This is a genomic window from Glutamicibacter sp. St.4D3, from assembly GCF_059728615.1.
On record NZ_AP039380.1, the window covers coordinates 2,198,708 to 2,224,129 of the forward strand.

Here is a 25,422-nt window from a genome sequence, read left to right on the forward strand (position 1 = left end):
GCTCAGCGTGGGCGGATCAGGCGCTGGCGTTGGCGGCGGCGCGGGCCGCGGCCGGCAGCGCGTTGATGATCCGTTCCATGGCCGCATCATCGTGTGCCGCAGAGACGAACCAGGCCTCGAAGACGCTCGGGGGCAGGTAGACCCCGGAGTCCAGCATGGAGTGGAAGAACGGGGCGTAGCGGAACGCCTCCTGCTTCTGCGCCTCCGCGTAGTTCTGCACCCCGGTGTCCGCGGTGCCGAAGGCCACCGAGAACAGCGTGCCGGCACGCTGGATCGAGTGGTTCACCCCGGCCTCGTTCAGCGCGTTGACCAGGGCGGTCTCCAGGGCCTGGGACTGCTTGGCGAGGTGGGCGTAGACCTCGTCGGTGGCGTGGGTCAGCTGGGCGATGCCCGCGGCCATGGCCACCGGGTTCCCGGAAAGGGTTCCGGCCTGGTAGACCGGCCCCAGCGGGGCCAGGTAGTCCATCACCTCGGCGCGTCCGCCCAGGGCGGCGGTGGGCAACCCGCCGCCGATGACCTTGCCGAAGGTGTACAGGTCCGCGTTCCAGCCCTCTTGCCGGCCGGTCAGCCCCCAGTACCCGGCGTCCGAGGCCCGGAAGCCGGTGAGCACCTCATCCAGGATCAGCAGGGCGCCGTGCTGGGCGGTGGTGTCCTTCAGGAACTTGTTAAACCCCTCCTGCGGGGTCACCACGCCCATGTTGCAGGGCGCCGATTCGGTGATGACCGCGGCGATGTTCTGCCCGTGCTCGGCGAAGGCCTCCTCCACGGCGGTGCGGTCGTTGTAGGGCAGCACCAGGGTCTCGGCGGCGGTCGCGGCGGTCACCCCGGCCGAGCCGGGCAGCGCCAGGGTGGCCACCCCGGAACCGGCCGAGGCCAGCAGCCCGTCCAGGTGCCCGTGGTAGCAGCCGGCGAACTTGATGATCAGCTCGCGCCCGGTGTAGCCGCGGGCCAGGCGGACCGCGGTCATCGTGGCCTCGGTGCCGGTGGAAACCATCCGCACTCGTTCCACCCCGCCCATGCGCTGCTTGATCAGCTCACCGAGCTTCACCTCATCCGGGGTGGAGGCCCCGAAGGACAGCCCCTGGTCCACCGCGCGGTGCACGGCGGCCTGGATCTCGGGGTGCTGGTGCCCCAGCAGGGCCGGGCCCCAGGAGCAGACCAGGTCCACATACTCGTTGCCGTCCACATCGGTGAGGTAGGCGCCCTTGGCGCTGGCCATGAACGGGGGCACCCCGCCCACGGAGCCGAAGGCCCGCACCGGGGAGTTCACGCCCCCGGGCATGACCTCTTGGGCCCGGGCGAAGAGTTCATCTGATTTCGACATCTACTTCTTTCCTTCGTTCAACCAGCCAGCCACTTCGGCGGCCCAATAGGTCAGGATCTGCTGTGCCCCGGCACGCCGGATGGACAGCAGGGATTCAAGGATCGAGGCCTTGCGGTCGATCCAGCCGTTCGCGGCGGCGGCCTCGATCATCGAGTACTCCCCGGAGATCTGGTAGGCGGAGACCGGCACGCTGCAGGCCGCGGCGATGTCCGCGACGATGTCCAGATAGCTCATGGCCGGCTTGACCATCACCATGTCCGCGCCTTCGGCCAGGTCCAGTTCGACCTCCACCAGCGCCTCGCGGCGGTTGGCCGCGTCCATCTGGTAGGTGCGCCGGTCCCCGACCAGCTGGGAATCCACGGCCTCGCGGAACGGGCCGTAGAAGGCGCTGGCGTATTTGGCGGCGTAGGCCAGGATCGCGGTGTTGGTGTGCCCGGCCGCTTCCAGGGCCTGGCGGATCGCGGCGATCTGCCCGTCCATCATCCCGGAGGGGCCCAGCACGTGGGCGCCGGCCTCGGCGTGCATCACCGCCATCTGCGCGTAGATGGCGTTGGTGGCGTCGTTGTCGACCTGGCCCTGGGCGTCCAGCACGCCGCAGTGGCCGTGGGAGGTGAATTCGTCCAGGCACACGTCGGACATGACCACCAGTTCGTCCCCGACCTCGGCGCGCACCGCGGCGATCGCCCGGTTCAGGATCCCGTCCTCGGCGATGGCCCCGGAGCCGGTCGCATCGCGCACCGCGGGCACGCCGAAGAGCATGATGCCGCCCAGGCCCTGCTCGGCGGCCTCGGTGGCGGCGGACTTCAGGGTGTCCATGGTGTGTTGCACGACCCCGGGCATGGAGGCGATCGGGTTGGGTTCGCTGATCCCCTCGCGCACGAAGGCCGGCAGGATCAGCTGGCGGGCACTGAGTTCATGTTCGGCGACCAGCCGGCGCATGGCCGGGTTCTGGCGCAGCCGGCGTGGCCGGTGTTGCGGGAATGACATGGCAACTTCCTCCATCGGTTCGGGACCTGAAACGGTCCGGGCTAAGTGTGTGGGCGGTGCCGGCCGGGCTCCGGTTCGCGTTGCAGCAGCCGGCGGGCGCAGGCGGCCAGGCCCGCGGGGGTGGGGTCCGCGGCGGTGGCGTCCACCCGGATCCCGGCCTGTTCCAAGGCCCGGGCGGTGGGGGCGCCGATGGCGATGGTGCCCAACCCGGCGGCCAGGCTGGTTCCGGCCAGTTCGGCGAAGCGGCGCACGATGCTGGGGGCGGCGAACACCACCAGCTGGCTGTGCGGCAGCGCGCCGAGCATCTGCTGCGGGTCCAGGACCCGCACCCCGTCCGGTGCCGGCAGCGCGTGCACCGGATGCTGGTCGCCGCCGGCCGGAACGGTGGCATAGGCGATGACTTCATCCAGCGCCACCTGCCAGCCGCGCAGCCCCTGGCTTAGGGTGGGGCTGGCCAGGTCCCCGTGCGCGTAGAGCACCCGGGTGCCCGGCGGTAGAAAGAACTCGCGCACCATCCCGGCGGCGGACTGTTCGGCGGGCAGGAAGTCCACCTCGCGCCCCAGCAGCCGCCCGGCGGCCGCCGCGGTGCTGGCACCCACCGCCGCGAACCGGGTGTGCGGGGGCAGGGGCCGGCCGGCCAGGCGCTGGGCAAGCACGTGCACGGTGCTCACCGAGGTGAGCATGACCCACTGGTACTCCCCGGCGGCCAGCCGTCCCACGCGTTCATCCAGCGCCGCCAAATCCTGCGGCCACACCGTTTCGATCAGCTGGGTGCAGCTGGAGTCGATGCCCAGCCGGGCGAACTCGGCGACGGTGGCCGCCGCCCGGTGGGCGGCGCGCAGGATGATCGCGTGCGGGGCCATGGGCGCCTAGGCCAGCCCGGCGATGACCGCCGCGCCGTTCTCCAGCATCCGGTGGGCCAGCGCCCGGCCCACGTCCAACGCCCCGGCCTCATCGCGAACCGGTGCCGCGTGGGACTGGCGCATGATCTGGGTGCCGTCGGGCCGGCAGGCCACGGCCTCCAGCACCAGGTGTTCGCCCTCGAAGTGGGCCAGGGCCCCGATCGGGGCGGCGCAGCCGGCCTCCAGGGTGTTCAGCAGCGCCCGTTCGGCGGCAACCTGCCAGCGGGTGGCGGTGTCATCGAAGCGTTCCAGTGCGGCATCAAGTTCGGGGGCGCCGCTGCCGGTGGAGCGCACCTCCACGGCCAGGGCCCCCTGGCCGGGGGCCGGCAGCATGATCGCCGGATCCAGGTATTCGGTGATGTGCCGTTCCATCCCCAACCGGTGCAGCCCGGCCGCGGCCAGGATCACCGCGTCCAGATCCCCCTGCACGGCGCGTCCCACGCTGCCGTCATCCAGGGTTTCGCCCACGCCCTTGACCCGGCCGAGCCGGGTGGGCACGTTGCCGCGGATGTCCACGATCTGCAGGTCCTTGCGGTGGGCCAGCAGCTGGGCGGCGCGGCGCGGGGAGCCGGTGCCGATCTTGGCACCGTCGGGCAGCTGGGCCAGGCTCAGCCCGTCACGGGCGCACAGCGCGTCCCGCACGTCCTCGCGGACCGGGATCGCGGCCAGCGCCAGGCCCTGGGGCTGCACGGTGGGCAGGTCCTTGAGCGAGTGCACGGCCAGATCGCACCCGGCATCCAGCAGGTGCTGGCGCAGTGCGGCGGCGAACACGCCGGTGCCGCCCAGGGTGGCCAGTGATCCGGTGACCACATCCCCCTCGGTGCGCACCAGCACGGTGTCGGCACGCAGCCCGCTCAGCTCGGCCAGCTGGTTTGCGGCCCACGCGGTCTGGGTGGTGGCCAGGGCGCTGCCCCGGGTTCCCACGGTGAAGGATTCGCTCATGGCTGGGGCACCCCCACCTCGGAGTCCATCCCGGCGATGGTCGGGCGCAGGGAGCCGTCCTGGGCCGGCTTCACGCAGCACGCGGCCGGGCACACGTCGAACCACGGCCCGCCGGCCACGGCGCTGACCCGCCCGGTGCGCCGCGGGGCCCCGTCGGGGCCGGTCAGGCGTTCCTCGATGACGTCGATCAGTCCGGAGACGAACTTGGTGTGGGTGCCGGGGGTGGGCACCCGGCAGAAGGCCAGGCCCAGTTCGGCGCAGGTGTCCTTCGCCTCGGTGTCCAGGTCCCAGAGCACCTCCATGTGGTCGGAGATGAAGCCGATGGGCACCACCACCACGCCGGCCACGCCATTGGCGGCGTCCTGTTCCAGCGCGTCGTTGATGTCCGGTTCCAGCCACGGAATGTGCGGGGCCCCGGAGCGCGACTGGTAGACCAGCGAATCCTCCAGGCCCTCCGCCTCGGGCACATGGGCCAGGATGTGGGCGGCGACCGCCCGGTGCTGGGCGGTATACAGGTTCTCCGGGTAGTTTTCGTGCTCGGCGGCCGGCCCGGCGGCGTTCGCGTCGCTCATCGGGATCGAGTGGGTGACGAACACGATCTTGATCCGTCCCTCCGGGTTCCCGCGATCGGCCAGCTGCTCACGCACGTCGGCCAGGGACTGCCTCACCCCGTCGATGAACGGCTCCACGAAGGCCGGGGTGTCAAAGAACTGGCGGACCTTGTCCACCTCCACCACGCCCTCCAGCCCGGTTTCGCGCAGCCCCATGCCCAGATCCTCACGGTACTGGCGGCAGGCCGAGTACCCGGCGTAGGCGCCGGTGCCCAGCAGCAGCACCTTGCGGTGCCCGTCCGCGGCGATCTGCTTGAGCGTGTCGTTGATCATCGGGTACCAGTTGCGGTTGCCCCAGTAGACCGGCAGCTGGATGCCGCGGGCCTCCAGCTCGGCCTCCAGGGCCGCCTTCAGCGCCCGGTTCTGGGCGTTGATCGGGGACACGCCCCCGTTGGTGCGGTAGTGGACGGCCACCTCCTCCAGGCGCTCATCGGGGATGCCGCGCCCGGCGGTGACGTTGCGCAGGAACGGGATCACGTCCTCCTGGCCCTCCGGTCCGCCGAAGCTGGCCAGCAGCAGGGCGTCGTAGGGCTTGGGGGTCATGGTGCCGTTGGCGTCATACCCGGTGCGCGGGTCGAAGTCCTGGTTCACTGCAGGACCTCGGCAACCTCGGCGGCGCTGATGCGCCGGCCGGTGTAGAACGGGGTTTCCTCGCGCACATGGTGGCGGGCCTCGGTGTAGCGCAGGTGGCGCATCATGTCGACCAGGTCGATCATGTCATCGGCCTCCAGGCAGACCTGCCATTCGTAGTCGCTGAAGGAGAACGCGGCCACGGTGTTGGCCAGCACGTTGGGGAAGTCGCGGCCCAGGATGCCGTGGTCGCGCAGCATCTTGCCGCGGGAAGCCGGGTCCAGGGTGTACCAGTCGTGGGAGCGCACGAACGGGTAGACGGTCATCCATTCCTTGGCATCCAGGCCGCGGGCGAACGCCGGGGAGTGGTCCTTGGCGAATTCGGCCTCGCGGTGCACGGCCATGGTGGAGTAGGCGATCTCGGTGCCGGCAAACAGGGCGCTGCGCCGGATCCGGCGCATGCCCGCCTGCAGCAGCTCGGCGGCCGGACCGTGGATCCACACCATGACATCGGCGTCCTGGCGCATCGCGGAGACGTCGTAGAGCCCGCGCACGCTCACGCCCTGGTCGGCCAGCTCCTGAACGAGGGTTTCGAACTCGGCCGCACCCTGCCCGCGCTCGGCCGGGACCGAACGCTTGAAGACGGTCCACAGGGTGTAATACATGGTGGCGTTGCCGGCGGCCTCGCGGTCACGCAGCACCGGTGAGTTGTTCTCTGGACGTTCAGTCATGGTTCTCTCCTCGGTTGGATTCTCGGTCAATGGTCTTGGTGGCCGGCGCATGGGTCCCGGGCCGGCGGGCCGGGTGGGGCTAGCTGGCGCTGATGGCGACCTGGGCCCTGGTATGGGCGATGACCCGGGCCAGGCCGGTGCCCGAACGCCAGGCCCCGACCACGCTGAGCCCCTGCAGGTCCTGCAGCGCCTCGTCCAGCCGGGCGTTGGCCTGGCGCTGGGCGCTGCCGGTGAGCGGCACCATGTCGCTGAAGCGGGAGATCGCGCTGCCCAGCACGTCGTCCTCGCCCACGTCCACGCCCAGGATGGTGGCGGCGTCGGCGATCGCCTGGCTGGTCAGCGCCGCGTCGTTGCCGGCCTCCACCAGCGGTTCGCGGTGCCCGATGCGCCCATAGGACAGGCGCACCACGTGGGTGCCCGGTCCGGTGGCGTCCCCCAGCCACGGCCATTTGGCGGTGGAGTGGGTCAGGGCCTTGGCCTTGATCGTCGAGCCCTCGGTGACCAGCACCCCGCTGCCGCGCGGGGCCTCGTCCAGTTCGGGCTTGTCCACCACCAGGATCACCAGGGCAATGGAGTTCGACTCGCGTCCGGCGCCGGCCAGGGTGCCGGCCGGCAGCAGCGGCTGCAGCAGCGGGGCCGCGGCGGCGGCTTGGGTGGCCACCACCACCTTGTCGGCATGCAGCACCTCGGTGTGGCTGGTGACGGTGAAGGGTTCGGCGGCCTGCGGATCATGGGCCAGGGCGGTGACCGGGGCGTTGCGCACCAGGTTCACCCCGGCCTCGCGCAGCTGGGCCGTCAGTTCGGTGATCAGCGTGTACATGCCGTCCTGCAGCCCGGCCACCCGGGAACCGGCCGGGGCCTGGCCCTGCAGCTGGGCGACGGCGCGGGCCAGCGAGCCGGTGTCCTGCATCGCCTGGCGCAGCCCGGGCGCGGCGGCGTCGATGTCCACCTGGTTCGGGTCGGTGGAGTACACCCCGGCCACCACCGGGGCGACCAGCTGCTCCAGAACGGCCGAGCCCATCCGCTGGCGCACCACCTCGCCCACGCTCAGCTTCTCGGTGGCCCACTTCTTGGGCATCGGGGTGACCAGGTCGGCGGCGGCGCGCACCACGGCCGGACGGCCAATCAGGGCCCGGACCTCGTCGCTGCGCACCTGGGCGGGGATGCCCATCAGGGAGCTGGCGGGCATCGGGTGGGATTCAACGTGCTCGTCGCGCTGCTGGGTGAGCCAGGCGCTCATCCCGCTGGTGGGCACGATCTTCTGCCCCATGTCCAGCTCCTGCAGGAACTCGGCCACCGTGTTCGAGCGCACGGCGAAGGATTCGGCGCCGGCATCCAGCTGCAGCCCGGCCACTTCCATGCGGCGCAGGCACCCACCGAAGTCGGCGGCGGCCTCCAGCACGGTCACCCGGTGCCCGGTCTGCTGCAGTTCGTGGGCGGCCACCAGCCCGGAGATCCCGCCGCCGATCACGATCGCGTGCGGTTTGCCCGCCTGCTCGCCGGCCGTGTCCGGGCCGGGACGCTGGGTGGAGGTGCGGATCTTCTCCAGTAGGCGCAACGCATGGGCGGCGGCGTCGGTGGCGATGTCACGGCGCACCCGGGTCGTCGATGGATTGTGCCGGGCCTGCTGGCCACGCTCGTCAATCATGTTCCTACGCTAACCCCTTGCCTGTTTCGGCGTGTTGTTACCACTTGATCTTGGGCGCCGCGTTCGGTGCGGCGCTGCCGGCGGCCGGTGCCGGTGGCGGGAACCGCACGGCGCCCGCCACCAGCTTAGTCCCCCGCGGCTACAGCGAATGAATGAGTTCGACCACTTTGCTCAGCACCTCCGGGTCGGTGTTCGGCGGCACCCCGTGACCCAGGTTCATCACGTGCCCACGGGCGGCCTCACCGCGCCGGGCCACCTCACGCACGTGCGCCTCAAGCACCGGCCAGGGGGCGAAGAGCAGCGCCGGGTCGATGTTGCCCTGCAGGGAAACCGTGTCCCCCAGGCGCTGGGCGGCCACATCCAGCGGGATGCGGTAGTCGATGCCCACCGCGTCCACCCCCACATCGCGCATGGCGGTGAGCAGTTCCCCGGTGCCGGTGCCAAAGTGCACCAGCGGCACGCCCAGGTCCCGCACATGATCCAGGGTGCGCACCGAGGCCGGGGCCACGTGCTGCTGGTAGTCGGCCAGCGGCAGGGAGCCGGCCCAGGAGTCAAACAGCTGGGCGGCCGAGGCGCCGGCCTCCACCTGGGCGCGCAGGAACTTGCCAGAGGCGTCCGCGGCCCAGTCCATCAGCGCCTTCCACACCTCGGGTTCGGCGTGCATCATGGTGCGCGGGCCCAGGTGGTCGCGGCTGGGCTTGCCCTCGACCATGTAGGCGGCCACCGTGTAGGGGGCGCCGGCGAAGCCGATCAGCGGGGTGGAGCCCAGCTCGGCGACGGTCAGCGCCACCGCCTCGCGGATCGGTTCCAGGGATTCGTCGGTCAGTTCGGGCAGGGCCGCGACCTGTTCGGCGGTGCGCACCGGCTCACTGAGCACCGGACCGACCCCGGGGACAATGTCCACCCCGATTCCGGCCAGGCGCAGCGGAATGACGATGTCGGAGAAGAAGATTGCCGCGTCCACCTTGTGCCGGCGCACCGGCTGCAGGGTGATCTCACTGGCCATCGCCGGGTTCAGGCACGAATCGAGCATCGTGGTGCCCTCACGCAGTTCGCGGTATTCGGGCAGCGAGCGCCCGGCTTGGCGCATGAACCACACCGGGGTGCGGCGCGGGGTGCCGCCGCGCAGGGCGGTAATCAGGTCGGAATTACTCGTACGTCCATCAACCATCGGATGGTGTGCAGGCAGGGTCATGTGCCCAATTCTGCCAAGTCTTGGCGACAAATGCCCACCCCGTCGGGTGAGCAGGCTCACGAGGTGAGCAAGATAACCTCTACGACGTGTCGAAAAACCTCTACAACTCGTCGAAAACTTTTCTACAAAATGTCGAAAACGACCTCGAGGATAGGTTCACCTACGTTGTCGAAACAGGTACCCAGGCCTAATCTAGGTATCACTGTGGTTTACCTATCTCTCGTTGCATCTCACTCGCAGCTCGATCTGGAAACCGTGGCACAGCTCAGCGCCGCGGCCACCGAGCTGGCTCCCGCGACCCTTCAGGCCTGCGACAACATCAACGGCACCGTGGTGTTATCCACCTGCAACCGGTTCGAAATCTACGCCGATGTCGCCTCCCCGCTCTCCGCGGCCACCGAACTGGTTCACCAGCTCTCCTCCCACAGCGGCGTACCCGCCCACCTGCTGGACAGCAAGCTGCTGCGCTTCGAGGGACGCGCCGTCATCGACCACCTCTTCTCCGTGGGCGCGGGACTGGACAGCGCCGTGGTCGGTGAACGCGAAATCGCCGGACAGGTGCGCCGCGCCCTGACCCAGGCCCAGCAGCAGAAGACCACCACCGGCAACCTCACCCGTCTCTTTGAATCGGCCACCCGCGCCGCCAAGGACGTCGGTTCCCAAACCGCACTGGGCGCCCAGGGCAAGTCCGTGGTCTCCGTGGCCCTGGACCTGGCCGATGACCTGATGCAGGCCAACCGCTCCTGGCAGGATCAGGAAGTGGTGCTCTTTGGCACCGGAGCCTACGCCGGGGTGACCCTGGCGCTGCTGCGTGAACGCGGCGTGAAGCACATCAAGGTCTACTCCACCTCCGGGCGGGCGGCGGACTTCGCGCAGAAGCGCGGCGTGCAGGCCATCAGCACCGAGGAACTGGAGCAGGCACTGCGCCAGGCCGACGTGCTCGTGGGCTGCAGCGGCAGCGGCACCCAGCTGGCCGCCGAGCGGCTGGCCGCACTGCGCGTGCCGCGCCACCCGCTGATCGCCATCGACATGGCCCTGACCCACGACTTTGACCCGGCCCTGGCCGAGCTGTCCGATGTTGAGCTGATCACCCTGGAATCGGTGCGGATGGCCGCGCCGGACGAACAGTCCCTGGCCGTATACGAGGCCCGCAAGATCGTGGCCCGCTCCGCCGAGGAATTCGACGCCTCCCAGCGTGAACGCGACGCCGACCAGGCGATCGTGGCACTGCGCCGGCACACCCAGCAGGTGCTGGAGGCCGAGGTCGCCAAGGTCCGCTCCCAGCACGGGTGCACCGCCGCGGCGAACGAGGTGGAACTGGCCATGCGCCGGATGATGCGCCAGCTGCTGCATGTGCCAACCGTGCGGGCCCGCGAACTGGCCGCCGAAGGACGCACCGAGGAGTACGTCCAGGCGCTGAACACCCTCTACGGCCTGGAGCTGCCGCAGGCCGGCGCCCCGGCCCCCGCGGCCCAGCCCACCCCCTCCCCGGCGGTGCAGCCGGCCAGCTGCCCACTGCAGCAGGACACCCGAAGCGCCTAGCCCACCGCGTTGCCGCGCCCCGCCGGCCCCTCCCGTTCAGGGCTCTGGCCACCGCGAAGAGCGCCACTTTTGCAACGCAACGTGGAATACTACACACAAGGAGGCTTCCCGGCCTGCCCCTGACCAGGGGCGCCGCGAGCCCGGGCCACCACGCTGAAAGGCACGAGATGTCGGGTACCGATGAACGCAAGGGGACACGCACCCAACGCCTGCCCCGCGAGGCCCGCCGCCGCCAGCTGCTGGCCGCCGCCCACCAGGTCTTTGTGGCCCACGGCTACCACGGGGCGTCCATGGATGAGATTGCCGAGGTCGCCGAGGTCTCCAAGCCGGTGCTCTACCAGCATTTCCCGGGCAAGCGGGAACTGTACCTCGCGCTGCTGGACGTGCACCTGGCCGAATTCTCCGAACTGCTGGACACCGCCATCTCCTCCACCGATGACAACCGCCAGCGCGTCTACAACACGATCGACACGTATTACCAGTACATCAGCCGTGAATCCCAGGCCTACCGGCTGATCTTCGAATCCGATGTGCTGGCCGACCCATTGATCTCCGAACGCATTGAGAAGTTCAACGCCCAGCTCTCGGAGGCCATCGCCGCGGTGGTGGTGGCCGATACCCCGCTCACCGAGGACGAGGGCAACCTGCTGGGCCGGGCCCTGGCCGGGCTTTCCCAGGTCTCCGCCCGCTACTGGGCGACCACCGACAGCGCCGTGCCGCAGCAGACGGCGATCGAATTGATCTCGCTTTTAGCTTGGCGCGGAATTGCGCGGTTCCCGAAGGAAAAGTAGCTAGATTTGGTTCTAGGTCCAGCGTATGGGCGCAGCAGGCGCCCGCACGGGGCAGTCAATGAACCTTCGAGAGGATCAAGAACTCCATGGAAATCCGTATTGGCATCCAGAATGTCGCCCGCGAAGTCGTGCTCGAATCCGACAAGGACAACGCTGAAATCTCCGAAATCGTTGCGAAGGCCTTGAATGACGGCGGGCAGCTGCGGCTGACCGACAACAAGGGCCGCGACGTGATCGTCCCGGTTCCGGGCATCGCCTACGTTGAGATCGGTCCGGACCAGGTGCGTCGCGTGGGCTTCGCCCAGTAGCGCCCAATCTTTTTCGCCGGCCGCAGACCGGCCTGCCGGTGGCCCCCGCCGCGTTCCGCGCGCCGGGGGCCACCGGCGTTTTCCATGACTGGCACCATCGCCGGTGATTATGCTGGGCTTGTGTTCAATCGTCAGGTCCAAGTCCCCGCCCCGGTCCGCAGCACCACCCTGCAACAGCTGCTTGAGCAGCTGGAGGGTGAGTTCCAGCTGCCCGGGCCCTTCAGCGCCCCGGTGCTCGCCGCCGCCGAACGCGCTGTGGCCGAACTGGCCCCGGCCCCCGAAGATCACACCGATCTGCCCTTCTTCACCCTGGACCCGGCCACCTCCACCGACCTGGACCAGGCCATGCACCTGAGTGAAACCGCCACCGGGTACCGTATCCACTACGCCATCGCCGATGTGCCGGCCCTGGTGGAGCTGGGCGGTGTGCTGGACGCCGCCACCCGCCAACGCGGGCAGACGATCTACCTGCCGCACCGGCGCATCCCGCTGCATCCCGAGGTGATTGGGGAGGATCACGGTTCGCTGCTGCCCGGGCGCCCCCGGCGGGCGTTCATCTGGATGCTGGACCTGGACGCGGAGGGCCAACTGCGGCACACCGCCCTGCACCGCTCCATGATCCGTTCCCGGGCCAAGCGAGACTACCTCACCGCCCAGCAGCAGCTGGACGCCGGCGCCCCTGATGCGCAGCTGGTGCTGTTGCAGCGCATCGGCAGGTTGCGCATCAGCCAGGAGGCCCGCCGGCGCGGGGCCAGCCTGAACCTGCCCGAACAGGATGTTCAGGTCGACGCCCACGGCAACTACACGCTGGTCAGCCGCACTCCCCTGCCGGTGGAGGACTACAACGCCCAGATTTCACTGCTGACCGGGATGGCCGCCGCCGAGCTGATGTTGCAGCACAAGGTGGGGATCCTGCGCACCATGCCGCCGCCGCGGCCCGAGGACCTGGCCGAGTTCCGGCTGCAAAGCCGGGTGCTGGGCCACCGCTGGGAGGAGCATCTGGACTACGGGCAGTTCCTGCGCACCCTGGATGTCTGCGACCCGGCCCAGCTGGTGCTCATGCATCGGGCGGCCGCGCTCTTCCGCGGCGCCGACTATCAGGTGATCAACGGCAAACCCGACACCGAGCTGGTGCAGGCGGCACTGGCCGCCCCCTACGCGCACGCCACCGCGCCGCTGCGCCGCCTGGTGGACCGTTTTGTGCTGCTCACCTGTCACCTGCTGTGCCGGCAGCGTCCCATCCCGCAGCCACTGCTGGAGGCCTTGGAAGAGTTGCCCGGGCTGATGCGCACCAGCTCCGCGGAGGCCGCAGCGGCCGGGCGGGCCAGCATCGCCCTGATCGAGGCCTGGGTGCTGCAGCACCGGGTGGGTGAGCACTTCGACGCGGTGGTGCTTACCGCCGCAACCGCCAATGGCCAGGGCAAGCTCCGTCCCGGACAGGTCCAGCTGCTCGGTGAGGCAATCACCGGATCCTTCACCGGCAGCGCTCCGGCCGCCAGCCTGGTCTCGGTGCGGCTGGAGGAGGCCGACCCGCTGACCCGGCGCTGCCGTTTCAGCCAGGTGGCGAGCAAAGTCACACCATGAGACGTCCGGGGGCAAAACCCGATATGCTAGAAGGACAAAGTTATTTAGGATGCCCGGTCGCGCCGCGCTAAACGAGAGACAACAGTTTTCGTGGTGACTTCCCAGCGGTCACCATCCCCCACCGCCACTACGCCGCGGTGGTGCATGTAGCGATCGGCTCCGCTGGACCGCGTTCCCCTGCCCGCCGGGACACCGTTCCCGGGCACCGTTCGCCGGAGGCCCAGGTCAGGCCGGGACGCCAACGTGAAACGAGAATATGGACATCGTGACTGACACGACCACCCAGGACGCCGCCGCGGCGCCTGAAGAAGCACCCAAGACGTTCGCCGACTTCAATGTGCGCCAGGACATTGTCGCCTCGCTCTCCGAAGCCGGCATCATTCACCCCTTCCCGATCCAGTCGCTGACCCTGCCGGTCGCGCTGGCCGGCAATGACATCATCGGCCAGGCCAAGACCGGCACCGGCAAGACCCTGGGCTTCGGCATCCCCGCGCTGCAGCGCGTGGTGCGCGAATCCGATGAGGGCTACGAGCGCCTGGAATTCCCCGGCGCCCCGCAGGCACTGATCGTGGCCCCCACCCGCGAACTGGCCCTGCAGGTCTCCGCGGACCTGGCCCAGGCCTCCCGGCACGCCGGCGTCCGGGTCACCACCATTTACGGTGGGCGTCCCTATGAGGAGCAGATCGCGGCCCTGAAGGCCGGCACCGACGTGGTGGTGGGCACCCCCGGGCGTCTGATCGACCTGAACCGCCAGCGCGTGCTGAACCTGAAGCAGATCGCCACCGTCGTGCTGGACGAGGCCGACGAAATGCTGGATCTGGGCTTCCTGCCCGATGTGGAGCGCATCCTGGCCGCCCTGCCCCCGGTGCGCCAGGCGATGCTGTTCTCCGCCACCATGCCCGGCCCGGTGATCACCATGGCCCGGCGCTACATGTCCCGTCCCATGCACATCCGTGCCGCGGATCCGGGCGACGACTCGATCACCAAGCGCAACATCCGCCAGCTGGTGTACCGCGCCCACTCGCTGGACAAGGACGAGATGGTCGCCCGCCTGCTGCAGGCCGAGGGCCGCGGCAAGACGATCATCTTCACCCAGACCAAGCGGTCGGCCGCCAAGCTCTCCGATGAGCTGATCGACCGCGGCTTCAACGCCGGGGCCCTGCACGGGGACCTGGGCCAGGGAGCGCGCGAACAGGCGCTGAAGGCGTTCCGCTCCGGCAAGGTTGAGATCCTGGTGGCCACCGATGTGGCCGCCCGCGGCATCGATGTGGACGACGTCACCCACGTGGTGAACCTGCAGTGCCCGGATGACGAGAACACCTACCTGCACCGCGTGGGGCGCACCGGACGCGCCGGGAACACCGGCATCGCGGTGACCTTCGTGGACTGGGACTCGGTGCCGCGCTGGTCGCTGATCAACAAAGCGCTGGGGCTGAACGTGCCCGAGCCGGTGGAAACCTACTCCTCCTCCCCGCACTTCTTCGCCGACCTGAACATCCCCAAGGGCACCAAGGGACGCCTGCCGCGGGCCAAGCAGGCCACCGCCGACGGCGGGGAGCCGCGCCGCGCCCGCTCCGAGGGCTCGCGCAACTCCTCGCGCAACCGCCAGCGCACCCGCCGCGAGGACACCTCCGGCAACCCGCGCGCTGCCGAGGGTGCGGACCGGCACGGGCATTCCAAGGGCAAGCAGGACCGCCCGGCCCGGGAGGCCGAACGCCACCGCGAAACCCGGGACGCGAACCAGGAAGAGGGGCGCACCGCCCCGCGCCGGCGCCGTACCCGCCGCCGCACCCGCAGCCAGGACTCGGCTCCCCGGCAGGACGACTAGCCTGCCGGACTCAGGCAGCAGCAACGCTTTGATGGAAGGAACACCGCGCACGTGACACTGCCGACGCTCGATGCACACCCACCGCTCTTCGACCCGGCCGGTCCGAACACGGTGGTGCACGGCGATAACCAGCATGTGCTCGGCCTGCTGCCCGACGCCAGCTTCTCCCTGATCTACGTCGACCCGCCGTTCAACACCGGACGCAAGCAGACCCGCGCGGCACGCACTACGGTGCGTGCCGCCGCCGGGGAAGGCGACCGGATTGGCTTCAAGGGCCTGGACTACATCACCGAGCTGGGCCAGGCGCGCTCCTACCAGGACCGCTTCGATGACTATCTGAGCTTCATCGCCCCGCGCCTGGTCCAGGCGCACCGGCTGCTGGCGGAGGACGGCACCTTGTACGTGCACCTGGACTACCGTGAGGTGCACTATGTCAAGGTGCTGCTCGATGAGATCTTCGGCCGCGATTGCTTCCTGAACGAACTGATCTGGGCGTATGACTATGGGGCGCGCACCAACCGGCGCTGGCCCTCCAAGCACGACACCATCCTGGTGTATGTGAAGAACCCCAAGGCCTACCATTTCGACTCCACCGAGGTGGACCGCGAACCCTATATGGCTCCCGGGCTGGTGACCCCGGAAAAACGTGAACGCGGCAAGCTGCCCACCGACGTGTGGTGGCACACCATCGTTTCGCCCACCGGCAGGGAAAAGACCGGCTACCCCACCCAGAAGCCCGAGGGCATCCTGCGCCGGATCATCACCGCGTCCTCGCGCCCCGATGACTGGGTGCTGGACTTCTTCGCCGGTTCGGGCACCACCGGCGCGGTGGCCGCGAAGCTTGGACGCCGCTTCCTGCTGGTGGACCAGAACCCGCAGGCCATTGAGGTCATGCAGTCCCGCCTGGGCGAGGGAACCCGCTACATTGAGGCCGGGGAGCCGGTGCCGGCGGACAAGATCCGCTGAAGCATCTGCGGGTCGGTGCTGTTCTCCCCCAGCCGGTTCGGCTTGCCCGCCCCGTGATAGTCCGAGGACCCGGTGATGATCAGGTCATGGCGCTGGGCCAACTCGCGCAGGAACTTGCGCCCGGGCTCGGAATTGTCCCGGTGGTCAATCTCCAGACCGGCCAGCCCCGCCTCAATCAGCTCCTCGAAGTCCTCCGGGGGCACCACTCGTCCGCGGGCCGAGGCCATCGGGTGGGCGAAGACCGGAACCCCGCCGGCCTCGCGCACCAGGCGCACGGCGTCCACCGGGTACACCGCCGGGTGGGAGACGTAGTAGCGCGACCGGGAGGAGAGCATGCTGGCGAAGGCCTCTTCCCGGGTGCCGACCACCCCGGCGGTGACCAGCGCGTCGGCGATGTGCGGGCGGCCCACCGTGGTGCCCGGCTGGGTGTGTTCCTGGACCAGCTCCCAACTGATCGGGTAGTCCTCCGAGAGCAGCCCCACGATCCGCTGCGCCCGGTACTCGCGGGCGGTGCGGGTGACCTCCAGTTCATCAAGCAACGGCTTGTAGGTCGGGTCATGCAGGTAACTGAGCAGGTGCACGCTGATCCCGGTGCGCGAATGGCAGGTGATCTCCATCCCCGGCACGAACCCGATCCCGCGTTCCACGGCCCGCGCCCGCGCCTCGTGCCACCCGGTGGTCTGGTCGTGGTCGGTCAGCGCCACCACGTCCAGCCCCGCCGCCACCGCCGAATCAATCAACTGGCCCGGAGGTTCGGTGCCATCGGAAATATTCGAATGGGCGTGCAGGTCGATCAGCATGGCTCTAGACTATCCGGTCGCCCCGCGCTTTGTGCGCACCGGCGGCAGGTGAGAATATGGGAACTATGACCACTGATGCATCGAACACCCCCGGCAACGATCAACCACTGGAAGACCGCGTCAACAACCGCTCGCAGCGACCCACCTCGCGGGCCTTCAAGGAATTCATGGCCTCGAACTGGGCACCGGACAACTCCGAGCTGCCCGACGCCGATGAGGCCGCCAGCTATGCCGCGCAGCGCCGCAAGGCCCTGTCCGAGCGCTTCCCGGGTGAGCGCCTGGTCATCCCGGCCGGGCCGCTGAAGGTGCGCAGCAACGACACCGACTACCGTTTCCGCCCGCACTCGGCCTTCGCCCACCTGACCGGGCTGGGTGTGGACCATGAGCCGGATGCCGTGCTGATCCTGGAACCCACCGACAAGGGCGCCGGGGATGAAGGCGGCAACCACAGCGCCACCTTGTACTTCGCCCCCATGGCCGGACGGGACTCCACCGAGTTCTACCTGAACTCGCGCTCCGGGGAATTCTGGATCGGCCCGCGCCCCACGCTGTCCAAGATGTCCGCCCGCACCGGCATGCCCACCGAGGGGCTGGAGCAGCTGGAAATGGCGATCACCAAGAACTCCGGCCCCCAGGCCCTGGGCGGCATCCGCATCCGCCTGGTGCGCGAGGTCGATTTGAACGTCGAGGCCCTGGTGGACACCTCCCGCATCAACACCGGCCAGGACCTTGAGGCCTCCGACGCCCTGGACAACGAGCTGGCCGAATTCGTCTCCGAACTGCGTCTGGTCAAGGACGAGTACGAGATCAAGGAACTGAAGCACTCGGTAGCCGCCACCATTGAGGGGTTTGAGGACGTGGTGCGCAGCCTGGACAAGGCCATCGCCCACCAGCGCGGGGAACGCATCGTCGAAGGCGCCTTCTTCGCCCGCGCCCGGGCCGAGGGCAACGAACTGGGCTACGACACCATCGCCGCCAGCGGCAACAACGCCACCATCCTGCACTGGATCCGCAACAACGGGACCGTGCGCGAGGGCGAAGTGCTGCTGCTGGACGCCGGGGTGGAAGCCGATTCGCTGTACACCGCCGACATCACCCGCTCGCTGCCGGTCTCGGGCAAGTTCACCGACGTGCAGCGCAAGATCTACCAGGCCGTGCTGGATGCCGCCGACGCCGCATTCGCCGCGGTGAAGCCGGGCCTGAAGTTCCGCGACCTGCACAACATCGCCACCCGCGTGCTGGCCGAGAACCTGGACTCCTGGGGCCTGCTGCCGGTGCCGCTGGAGGAGGCGCTCTCCCCGGAGGGGCAGCACCACCGCCGCTGGATGCCGCACGGCACCAGCCACCACCTGGGCCTGGATGTGCACGACTGCGCCCAGGCCCGCGCGGAACTCTACCTGGACGCCGAGCTGCAGGAGGGCATGGTCTTCACCATCGAGCCGGGCCTGTACTTCAAGAACGAGGACCTGGCGATCCCCGAGGAGTACCGCGGCATCGGGGTGCGCATCGAGGATGACATCCTGGTCACCGCCGAGGGCGGGGTGAACCTCTCGGCGGCGCTGCCGCGCGACCCGGATGAGGTTGAGGCCTGGATGGCCAAGCTGCGCGGCTAAGCCGGCCGGCGCGACGCCAGGGCAGGACAGCGAAAAGCGGTGGGCCACGGAAGAATTCCTTCCGTGGCCCACCGCTTTGTCTTTCACCGGCAACCGGGTGGCACGCCGTGGTGCGCGCCGGTGTCCGGTAGCTAGCGTCCCTCGTTCTGCGGTCCGCTGCCCGGGGTGCCCGGTTCCCCCGGATGTCCTGGGTTGCCCGGGTGCTTGGATTCGGGCTGTGGCTCGCCGCTGGGGGTTGCCTCGTTTTCCGGGCGGATCACCACCGGTTCGGCCTGGCTCTCGTCGCGTTCACCGGGCTCGGTGTGCTGCGGGGCCTGGCCTTCCGGGTGCTGCTCCTGGCCGGACTGCTGCTCGGCGCCGGGCGCGGCCTGCGGCTGATTCACCCGCACCCCGTAGCGCGGGCGCCCATCGGGCAAATCCGGGAAGGTGCCGCTGGGACCGGAGGACGGGGCCTGCGGTTCGGCCGGGGCACCAGGGGCCGCCGCGGTGGCCCCGGTGGAGGCCGGAGGGTTCTGCGGCGCCGGCGGCTGGGCGGCCGGCGGCTGGGCGGCCGGGGCCTGGCCCGGGTGCATTGGCAGCTTCGAGGCCAGGGCGCGGGCCTTCTGCGCGTTGGCGAAGTCCACCACCACGTCATAGCTGGTGGCCACAAACTGGCTGGAGGAGGCGAAGTCGCGCTTGCCGCGGCGCATCGAATAGCTGACCACCCCGGCGATCATCCAGATCGCCATGCCCAGCCCGATCGCCGAAAGGATCTGGTAGAGCCCGCCGTCCGGACTGAATAGGGACAACAGCAGGCCCACGAAGAAGCCCATCATCGCGCCCTGCGCGGCACCGGCCAACGCCACCTTCGGGTAGGAGAGCTTGGCGGTGACCCGTTCGACGGTACGCAGGTCATTGCCCACAATGGTGACCGAGGAGACCGGGAAGTCATTGTCGGCCAGATAGTCCACCAGTTTCTGGGCATCAAGGTATGAGGTGTAGCGGCCTAGCAGTTCGCCCCGCGGCAAACCCCCGGCACTTTGCATATTGGCTCCAAGCGGCTGGGTCATACCTATATTGTGCATGCATTTGCTGTGCAAACCCCCATACGGTGCCCAGCTATCGCTGAGGGTGAAAGCTTCACGCCGGGCAATCGCATCACAATTGCCCCCGTTGCACCAGCTGACCGCGATACGCTGGGGTGGTGAGCTCCACTGTTTCCAAGATCTTCGTTGCCCGCCTGCTGGGGCTGGACGTCTTTGACCCCCTCGGCGACCGGCTGGGCCGGCTGCGCGATGTGGTCGTGGTCTCCCGCGGGCCCAAGAAGTCAGAATCCTGTGTGGGCGTGGTCGTCGAGGTCCCGGGCAAGCGCCGGGTCTTCGTGCCGATGACCCGCATCCAGTCCATGGAGGCGAACCAGATCATCTGTTCCGGGCTGGTGAACATGCGCCGCTTCCAGCAGCGCGGGGCCGAAACCCTCATCGCCGCGGAAATCTTTGACCGCAAGATCGCCTTCCGGGACGGCACCGGGCACGGCGTGGTCGAAGACGTGGGCCTGATCCAGACCCGGATGGGCGACTGGGAGGTCAACGAGTACTTCGTGCAGCGCGCCGAACCGGGCTCCAGCCTGCTGGGCCTGCGCCGCAACCGGCGCCACCGGGTGCTGGTCTCCTGGGAGCAGGTGATCCCGGTCGGCGCCCACGAGCCACAATCCGCGGACACGTTCGTCGCGGCCCACGATGAGATGAAGCCGGCGGACTTCGCCGACGCGCTGCATGAGATGAACGCCAAGCGCCGCCTGGAGATCGCCGCCCACCTGCAGGATGACCGGCTGGCCGATGTGCTGCAGGAAATGCCGGACCGCGAACAGGTCCAGATCCTCTCCGCCCTGGGCCTGGAGCGTGCCGCGGACGTGCTGGAGGAGATGGACCCGGATGACGCCGCGGACCTGCTTGGTGAACTGAACGAGGACACCAAGGTCCAGCTGCTGGACATGATGAGCAAGGAGGAGGCCGATGACGTGCGCCGCCTGCTGGCCTACCCCGAAGGCACCGCCGGCTCGGTGATGACCCCGGTGCCGGTGATCCTCACCCCCGAATCCACGGTGGCCGAGGCGCTGGCCGCCGTGCGCCGCGAGGAGCTCTCCCCCGCCCTGGCCTCGGCCGTCTACGTGGTGCGCCCGCCCTTGGAGACCCCCACCGGCAAGTACCTGGGAGCCGTGCACATCCAGGCGCTGCTGCGTGCCGCTCCCCCGGAGCCGCTGGGTGACATCCTGGACAAGGAGCTGGAACCCATCCCGGACAACGCCAGCGTCTCGGAGGTCGTGCGCCACCTGGCCACCTACAACCTCACCTCGTTGGGCGTGGTCAACTCCGATGGCCGCCTGGTGGGGGCGATCACCGTGGATGACGTCCTGGACCACCTGCTGCCCGAGGACTGGCGCAGCCAGCACTAGACCACGCTTAGCCCGGTGCCGCCCCGGCCCGGGAACCGCACGCACACCGTCCGAACCGGTGCCGCCGCAGCGCGGACCGCGTTCCCGATCGAAGGAGCAACACGCATGCCAGAGCAGCGTCAGGCCACCGGCCTGGACACCCCGATGTCGGCCCGCGCCAGGCTGTTGCCCCGATTCAGCCCGAACCCGGACGCCTTCGGCTCCACCACCGAAAAGTTCGCCCGCTTCATGGGCACCCCGCAGTTCCTGGTCTACATGACCATCTTCTGCGCGTTCTGGCTCATCTGGAACACCTGGGCCCCGGCCGGTTGGCGCTTTGACTCGGCCGCGCTGGGTTTCACCGCGCTGACCCTGATGCTCTCCCTGCAGGCCTCCTACGCCGCCCCGCTGCTGCTGTTGGCCCAGAACCGGCAGGATGACCGCGACCGGGTCTCGCTCACCGAGGACCGGGCCCGGGCCGAACGCAACCTGTACGACACCGAATACCTCACCCGTGAGCTGGCCAGCCTGCGCCTGGCCATGCAGGATGTGGCCACCCGCGACTATGTGCGCTCCGAGCTGCGCAACGTGCTGGAGGAGCTGCTGGAAACCACCGAGGGTGAGGAGCTGCACCTGCGGGCGAAGAACCCGCGCCGCAAACCGGCCCAGCACACCGGCCTGATCCCGCAAATCGACCAGGGCCCCGGCCCGCATGAGAGCCAAGGTGGCAAGTGAGCACGAACGAGCAGCTGCGCACCGCACTGTCCAAGGTCATCGACCCGGAACTGCGCAAATCCATCACCGAACTGAACATGGTCCCCCACGCCAGCGTGGAGGGGAACACCGCGCGGGTGACCGTGCTGCTGACCATCGCCGGCTGCCCGATGCGCTCCACCATCGAGGCCGACGTGCGCGCCGCGGCGCTCAGCGTGCCGGGGATCAGCCAGGTGGACCTTGAGCTGGGCGTCATGAGCCCGGAACAGCGCAAGGAACTGCGCGACTCGCTGGCCGGACGGCGCACCCCGTTCTCCGACCCGAACTCCCTGACCCGGGTCATTGCCGTGGCCAGCGGCAAGGGCGGGGTCGGCAAGAGCTCAATCACCGCCAACCTGGCCACGGCGATGGCCGCGGACGGGCTGAAGGTCGGGTTGATCGACGCCGACGTGTACGGGTTCTCCATCCCGGCGCTGATGGGCACCAGGCAGAACCCGACCCGGGTCGATGAGATGATCCTGCCGCCGGTCGCCCACGGGGTGAAGGTGATCTCCATCGGCATGTTCCTGGATTCAAACCAGCCGGTGATCTGGCGCGGACCGATGCTGCACCGGGCGCTGGAGCAGTTCCTGTCCGACGTGTACTTCGGGGACCTGGACGTGCTGCTGCTGGATCTGCCCCCGGGCACCGGGGACATCGCCATCTCGGTCTCCCAGCTGCTGCCGAACTCGCAGCTGCTGGTGGTCACCACCCCGCAGTCCACCGCCACCCAGGTGGCCGAGCGGGCCGGCACCATCTCCCTGCAGACCCAGCAGAAGGTCATCGGGGTGGTGGAGAACATGAGCTACCTGCAGCTGCCGGACGGCACACGCATGGAAATCTTCGGCTCCGGCGGCGGTCAGGTGCTCAGCAACTCGCTGGGTGAACAGCTGGGCTACCCGGTGCCGCTGCTGGGGCAGCTGCCGTTGGAGGAATCCCTGCGCGAGGGTTCGGACGCCGGGGTGCCGGTGGTGCTCTCTGACCCGGACGCGGAGGTGTCCCGGCGGCTGCGGCAGATCTCCCGCACCCTGGTGCACCGGCCCCGTGGCCTGGCCGGGCGCTCGCTGCCGCTGAACGTGTAGTCCGCGGCCGGTCACGGGGTGGACCGGCATCGCGCAGCGTCTTGCCCCGGCGCCGCGGCGCTGCTAGTGTCCTAAGCACGCTGCGGCGTCCTGGATCAGCAGACAGGCAAACTGAGCTGGCATTTTACTTTTTCAACGAAAGGAATGTCGGCCATGCCGCACCCGAGCACCCTTTGGATCAAAAACCCGCAAGGCATCCTCAGCGACACCGATGCCGGCAACGGCATCGTCGTCCGGGACAATCTGATCATTGAACTGGTCCCCTGCGGGGCGCAGCCCACCACCGCGTATACCGAGGTCTTTGACGCGGCCAACCATGTGCTCACGCCGGGGTTGGTCAACACGCACCACCACTTCTACCAAACCCTGACCCGCGCCTGGGGACCGGCGGCCAACGCCCCGCTCTTCCCGTGGCTGCAGAACCTCTACCGGGTGTGGGCGCGGCTGACCCCACAAGCCCTGGACGCCGCGGTGCGGGTGGCGCTGGCCGAACTGCTGCTCTCGGGCTGCACCACCGCCGCCGACCACCACTACCTCTTCCCGGCGGGCATGGATGAATCCATTGACATTGAGGTCGCCGCGGTGCGGGACTTTGGGATGCGCGCCACCTTGACCCGCGGGTCGATGACGCTGGGAGAGGATGACGGAGGGCTGCCGCCCCAGTCCACGGTGCAGGAGCTGGATGTGGTGCTGGCCGACAGCCAGCGGCTGATCGAGGCCTACCACGAGCCCGGGGAGGGCGCCACGATCCAGATCGCCCTGGCCCCCTGCTCCCCGTTCTCGGTGACCACCCAGGCCATGAGCGAAAGCGCGCGCCTGGCCGGGCACTACGGGGTGCGCCTGCACACGCACCTGGCCGAAACCCTGGATGAGGAGGAGTTCTGCCTGAGCCGGTTCGGGCTGCGGCCACTGGACTACCTGGACAGCGTGGGCTGGCTGGGACCGCACACGTGGCTGGGGCACGGCATCCACTTCAATGACGCCGAGATCCGCCAGCTGGGCGCGGCGGGCACCGCCGTGGCCCACTGCGCCACCTCGAACATGCGCCTGTCCTCGGGCATTGCCCGGGTGCTGGAGCTTGAGCAGGCCGGGGTCCCGGTTGGGCTGGGCGTGGATGGTTCGGCCTCCAACGACGGCTCGAACATGATCCTGGAAGCCCGTCAGGCCCTGTACCTGCAGCGGCTGCGCTACGGGGCGGACGTACCGGTGGAACGCGCGCTGCGCTGGGCCACCGAGGGGTCGGCGCGGGTGCTGGGACGCCGGGACATTGGCCGCATCGCGGTGGGCCAGCAGGCGGACCTGGCGTTCTTCAAGACCGATGAGCTGCGCTTCTCGGGCAGCCACGACCCGTTGGCCGCCCTGCTGCTGTGCGGTGCGGACAAGGCCGACCGGGTCATGGTCGCCGGGCGGTGGCGGGTGCTGGACGGTGCCATCCCGGGACTGGACCTGCCGGCGCTGATCCATGAGCACCGCCGCCACGCGCGGGCGCTGGTGGATTCGTCCACCCCGGTAATCCAGTACAGCTAGCCGTTCTCCGGCCGGATGCCGGTTCGCCCGTTACCGGCAGCGAACCGGTGTCAGGCTTTAGGAACAAGTAATCCCCTGCTGCCGGACTCATACCGGGGCAGGGGATTGTGTCGTTGGGGGAAACCTCCAGGCTAGGTGGCCTCGTCGTCGAAGGGGGCCGGCTCCCCCGGGGCCAGGCGGTCGGTGGCCGCCGGGGCCACGGATTTGCGGATCGGGGCGGCCGGGGCGGATTTTGCTGCGGTGACCGCCTCATCGAATTCGTCGACCAGGGCTTCCTTGATGATCCGCCGCGGGTCGTACTGACGCGGATCCAGTTTCTTCCAGTCCATGTCGGCGACTTCGTCGCCCACTTCCTCCCGCAGCTGCTCCCTGGCCCCGTTGGCCATGCGGCGCAGTTCCTTGACCAGGTTCGCCAGTTTCCGGGCGTACTCGGGAAGCTTTTCGGGGCCCAAGATCACCACCGCGAGAATCGCCAAAACGACGAACTCGCTACCGTTGATACCTGCAAACTCCACGATAGAAAGATTACCCTGTCATCCGGGCATCGGCCTAAGCGCGCTGCCGTGTCGAGAGCCGGTGCCCCGGCGTGCTAGCTGGCGCTGGGCATGATCTTGCCGGCGATGCGCGGCAGCGAAACCGTCAGCGGGGCCTTGGTGTTGGCGGGGTTGCGGTGTGCCAGCGCATCACGCAGCATCGCCCGTCCACGGTGGATGCGTGAGCGCACCGTGCCCAGTTTCACGTTCAGGGCGTTGGCGACTTCCTCGTAGGAGTACCCCTCCAAGTCACACAGGACAATCGCGGCTCGGAACTCCGGCGGCAACGCCTTCAGGGCGTTGTGCACGTCCACATCCAGGTTGTTCAGTTCAAAGCCGCGTTCGGGGCCCGGCGCGGTGCCTTCCAAACGGTCCTCGGCCCCTTCGGCGAAACGGTCGAAGCGGATCTTGGAGCGGCGGCGCGCCCCGTCCAGGAACAGGTTGGTGGTGATGCGGTGCAGCCAGCCGCCCAGGGTGCCCGGAGTGTAGTTCTCCAGGCCCTTGAAGGCGCGCACGAACGCTTCCTGGGACAGGTCCTCCGCGTCCTGGCGGTTACCGGTCAGCCGGTAGGCCAGGCGGAAGATGCGATCCCCATGTTCGCGCACCATGGCATCCCACGTGGGTGCGGGATCGGCGGGGGCGGCGAGTTCGTTGCGTGTAGTGCTCACGTATTAAGTCTCGGCTCTCCAGCTGAGCACAAGCTAAGAATCCACTGCGCTGAAGCCGTCAGTTGTCCTTGGGCAGCACGCCCCGGCCCGGATAAGCCACTGCG

23 protein-coding genes are annotated in these 25,422 nt (G+C 69.0%); 11 read left to right on the plus strand and 12 right to left on the minus strand.

The window, feature by feature from the left end; all coding sequences use genetic code 11:
• Positions 1 to 16 precede the first annotated feature (16 nt).
• The 8 genes from hemL to hemE all read right to left on the minus strand — a co-directional run bounded on the left by hemL (position 17) and on the right by hemE (position 8,910).
• Positions 17 to 1,324 (minus strand): glutamate-1-semialdehyde 2,1-aminomutase, encoded by a 1,308-nt coding sequence (gene hemL, locus AC6I21_RS10055; RefSeq protein WP_138177453.1) that lies wholly within the window; start codon positions 1,322 to 1,324, stop codon positions 17 to 19.
• Positions 1,325 to 2,311 carry a porphobilinogen synthase gene (hemB, locus tag AC6I21_RS10060; RefSeq protein WP_497762321.1) on the minus strand — a complete coding sequence of 329 codons (987 nt, stop codon included), beginning with the start codon at positions 2,309 to 2,311 and terminating at the stop codon, positions 1,325 to 1,327. It lies immediately after the preceding gene.
• Between the two features lie 41 nt (positions 2,312 to 2,352).
• The gene (locus AC6I21_RS10065; RefSeq protein WP_497762322.1) at positions 2,353 to 3,174 is read right to left on the minus strand and encodes a uroporphyrinogen-III synthase; all 822 of its coding nucleotides are present in this window, start codon (positions 3,172 to 3,174) and stop codon (positions 2,353 to 2,355) included.
• A 6-nt stretch (positions 3,175 to 3,180) separates the two neighbouring features.
• A complete protein-coding gene (hemC, locus tag AC6I21_RS10070) occupies positions 3,181 to 4,155 on the minus strand; it encodes a hydroxymethylbilane synthase (RefSeq protein WP_497762323.1) in 975 nt (324 codons plus the stop codon).
• Entirely contained in the window at positions 4,152 to 5,357 is a 1,206-nt protein-coding gene (locus tag AC6I21_RS10075) for a ferrochelatase (RefSeq protein ID WP_391495668.1), read from the minus strand. The genes hemC and AC6I21_RS10075 overlap by 4 nt, the downstream gene beginning before the upstream one ends.
• Positions 5,354 to 6,067, minus strand: a complete 714-nt coding sequence (gene hemQ / locus AC6I21_RS10080) for a hydrogen peroxide-dependent heme synthase (protein WP_138177446.1) — start codon at positions 6,065 to 6,067, stop codon at positions 5,354 to 5,356. Before hemQ ends, AC6I21_RS10075 begins: the two co-directional genes overlap by 4 nt.
• A 79-nt stretch (positions 6,068 to 6,146) precedes the next feature.
• Positions 6,147 to 7,715, minus strand: a complete 1,569-nt coding sequence (gene hemG / locus AC6I21_RS10085; protein ID WP_138177444.1) for a protoporphyrinogen oxidase — start codon at positions 7,713 to 7,715, stop codon at positions 6,147 to 6,149.
• Positions 7,716 to 7,854: 139 nt separating this feature from the next.
• Positions 7,855 to 8,910, minus strand: coding sequence for a uroporphyrinogen decarboxylase (gene hemE, locus AC6I21_RS10090; protein ID WP_138926513.1), 1,056 nt, complete (start codon positions 8,908 to 8,910; stop codon positions 7,855 to 7,857).
• A 204-nt stretch (positions 8,911 to 9,114) separates the two neighbouring features.
• Between hemE and AC6I21_RS10095 the strand changes: the two genes are divergently transcribed.
• From AC6I21_RS10095 to AC6I21_RS10120, 6 genes are all read left to right on the plus strand, one after another.
• A complete protein-coding gene (locus AC6I21_RS10095) occupies positions 9,115 to 10,452 on the plus strand; it encodes a glutamyl-tRNA reductase (RefSeq protein WP_138177440.1) in 1,338 nt (445 codons plus the stop codon).
• 167 nt (positions 10,453 to 10,619) lie between these two features.
• Complete coding sequence (locus tag AC6I21_RS10100) at positions 10,620 to 11,243, plus strand: TetR/AcrR family transcriptional regulator (protein ID WP_138177438.1); 624 nt, start codon at positions 10,620 to 10,622, stop codon at positions 11,241 to 11,243.
• Between the two features lie 86 nt (positions 11,244 to 11,329).
• Entirely contained in the window at positions 11,330 to 11,551 is a 222-nt protein-coding gene (locus AC6I21_RS10105) for a DUF3107 domain-containing protein (protein ID WP_138177436.1), read from the plus strand.
• A 120-nt stretch (positions 11,552 to 11,671) separates the two neighbouring features.
• Positions 11,672 to 13,135: an RNB domain-containing ribonuclease gene (locus AC6I21_RS10110; RefSeq protein ID WP_497762324.1), complete on the plus strand. Its 1,464-nt coding sequence runs from the start codon at positions 11,672 to 11,674 to the stop codon at positions 13,133 to 13,135.
• 256 nt (positions 13,136 to 13,391) lie between these two features.
• Positions 13,392 to 14,963, plus strand: a complete 1,572-nt coding sequence (locus AC6I21_RS10115; RefSeq protein ID WP_138177432.1) for a DEAD/DEAH box helicase — start codon at positions 13,392 to 13,394, stop codon at positions 14,961 to 14,963.
• A gap of 51 nt (positions 14,964 to 15,014) precedes the next feature.
• Positions 15,015 to 15,929, plus strand: coding sequence for a DNA-methyltransferase (locus tag AC6I21_RS10120; RefSeq protein WP_249354532.1), 915 nt, complete (start codon positions 15,015 to 15,017; stop codon positions 15,927 to 15,929).
• Here the strand turns inward: AC6I21_RS10120 and AC6I21_RS10125 are convergent.
• A complete protein-coding gene (locus AC6I21_RS10125) occupies positions 15,884 to 16,729 on the minus strand; it encodes a PHP domain-containing protein (protein ID WP_138177430.1) in 846 nt (281 codons plus the stop codon). The two genes, AC6I21_RS10120 and AC6I21_RS10125, sit on opposite strands and share 46 nt — an antisense overlap.
• A gap of 65 nt (positions 16,730 to 16,794) precedes the next feature.
• Between AC6I21_RS10125 and AC6I21_RS10130 the strand changes: the two genes are divergently transcribed.
• Entirely contained in the window at positions 16,795 to 18,342 is a 1,548-nt protein-coding gene (locus tag AC6I21_RS10130; protein ID WP_446753625.1) for an aminopeptidase P family protein, read from the plus strand.
• 131 nt (positions 18,343 to 18,473) lie between these two features.
• On the opposite strand, the gene AC6I21_RS10135 is transcribed toward AC6I21_RS10130, so the two are convergent.
• Entirely contained in the window at positions 18,474 to 19,391 is a 918-nt protein-coding gene (locus AC6I21_RS10135; RefSeq protein WP_497762325.1) for a YflT domain-containing protein, read from the minus strand.
• Between the two features lie 134 nt (positions 19,392 to 19,525).
• On the opposite strand from AC6I21_RS10135, the gene AC6I21_RS10140 reads away from it, so the two are divergent.
• From AC6I21_RS10140 to AC6I21_RS10155, 4 genes are all read left to right on the plus strand, one after another.
• On the plus strand, positions 19,526 to 20,776 hold the full coding sequence (locus AC6I21_RS10140) for a magnesium transporter MgtE N-terminal domain-containing protein (RefSeq protein ID WP_138177426.1): 1,251 nt from the start codon (positions 19,526 to 19,528) through the stop codon (positions 20,774 to 20,776).
• A gap of 105 nt (positions 20,777 to 20,881) precedes the next feature.
• The gene (locus tag AC6I21_RS10145) at positions 20,882 to 21,490 is read left to right on the plus strand and encodes a DUF1003 domain-containing protein (RefSeq protein WP_497762326.1); all 609 of its coding nucleotides are present in this window, start codon (positions 20,882 to 20,884) and stop codon (positions 21,488 to 21,490) included.
• On the plus strand, positions 21,487 to 22,590 hold the full coding sequence (locus AC6I21_RS10150) for an Mrp/NBP35 family ATP-binding protein (protein WP_497762327.1): 1,104 nt from the start codon (positions 21,487 to 21,489) through the stop codon (positions 22,588 to 22,590). Before AC6I21_RS10145 ends, AC6I21_RS10150 begins: the two co-directional genes overlap by 4 nt.
• Positions 22,591 to 22,743: 153 nt before the next feature.
• Positions 22,744 to 24,117, plus strand: coding sequence for an 8-oxoguanine deaminase (locus AC6I21_RS10155; RefSeq protein ID WP_497762328.1), 1,374 nt, complete (start codon positions 22,744 to 22,746; stop codon positions 24,115 to 24,117).
• A 131-nt stretch (positions 24,118 to 24,248) separates the two neighbouring features.
• Here AC6I21_RS10155 and AC6I21_RS10160 read toward each other — a convergent pair whose 3' ends face one another.
• Both AC6I21_RS10160 and sigE read right to left on the minus strand, forming a co-directional pair.
• Positions 24,249 to 24,632 (minus strand): sec-independent translocase, encoded by a 384-nt coding sequence (locus tag AC6I21_RS10160; RefSeq protein ID WP_138177418.1) that lies wholly within the window; start codon positions 24,630 to 24,632, stop codon positions 24,249 to 24,251.
• Positions 24,633 to 24,706: 74 nt separating this feature from the next.
• Positions 24,707 to 25,318 carry an RNA polymerase sigma factor SigE gene (gene sigE / locus AC6I21_RS10165; RefSeq protein ID WP_281283949.1) on the minus strand — a complete coding sequence of 204 codons (612 nt, stop codon included), beginning with the start codon at positions 25,316 to 25,318 and terminating at the stop codon, positions 24,707 to 24,709.
• Positions 25,319 to 25,422 lie beyond the last annotated feature (104 nt).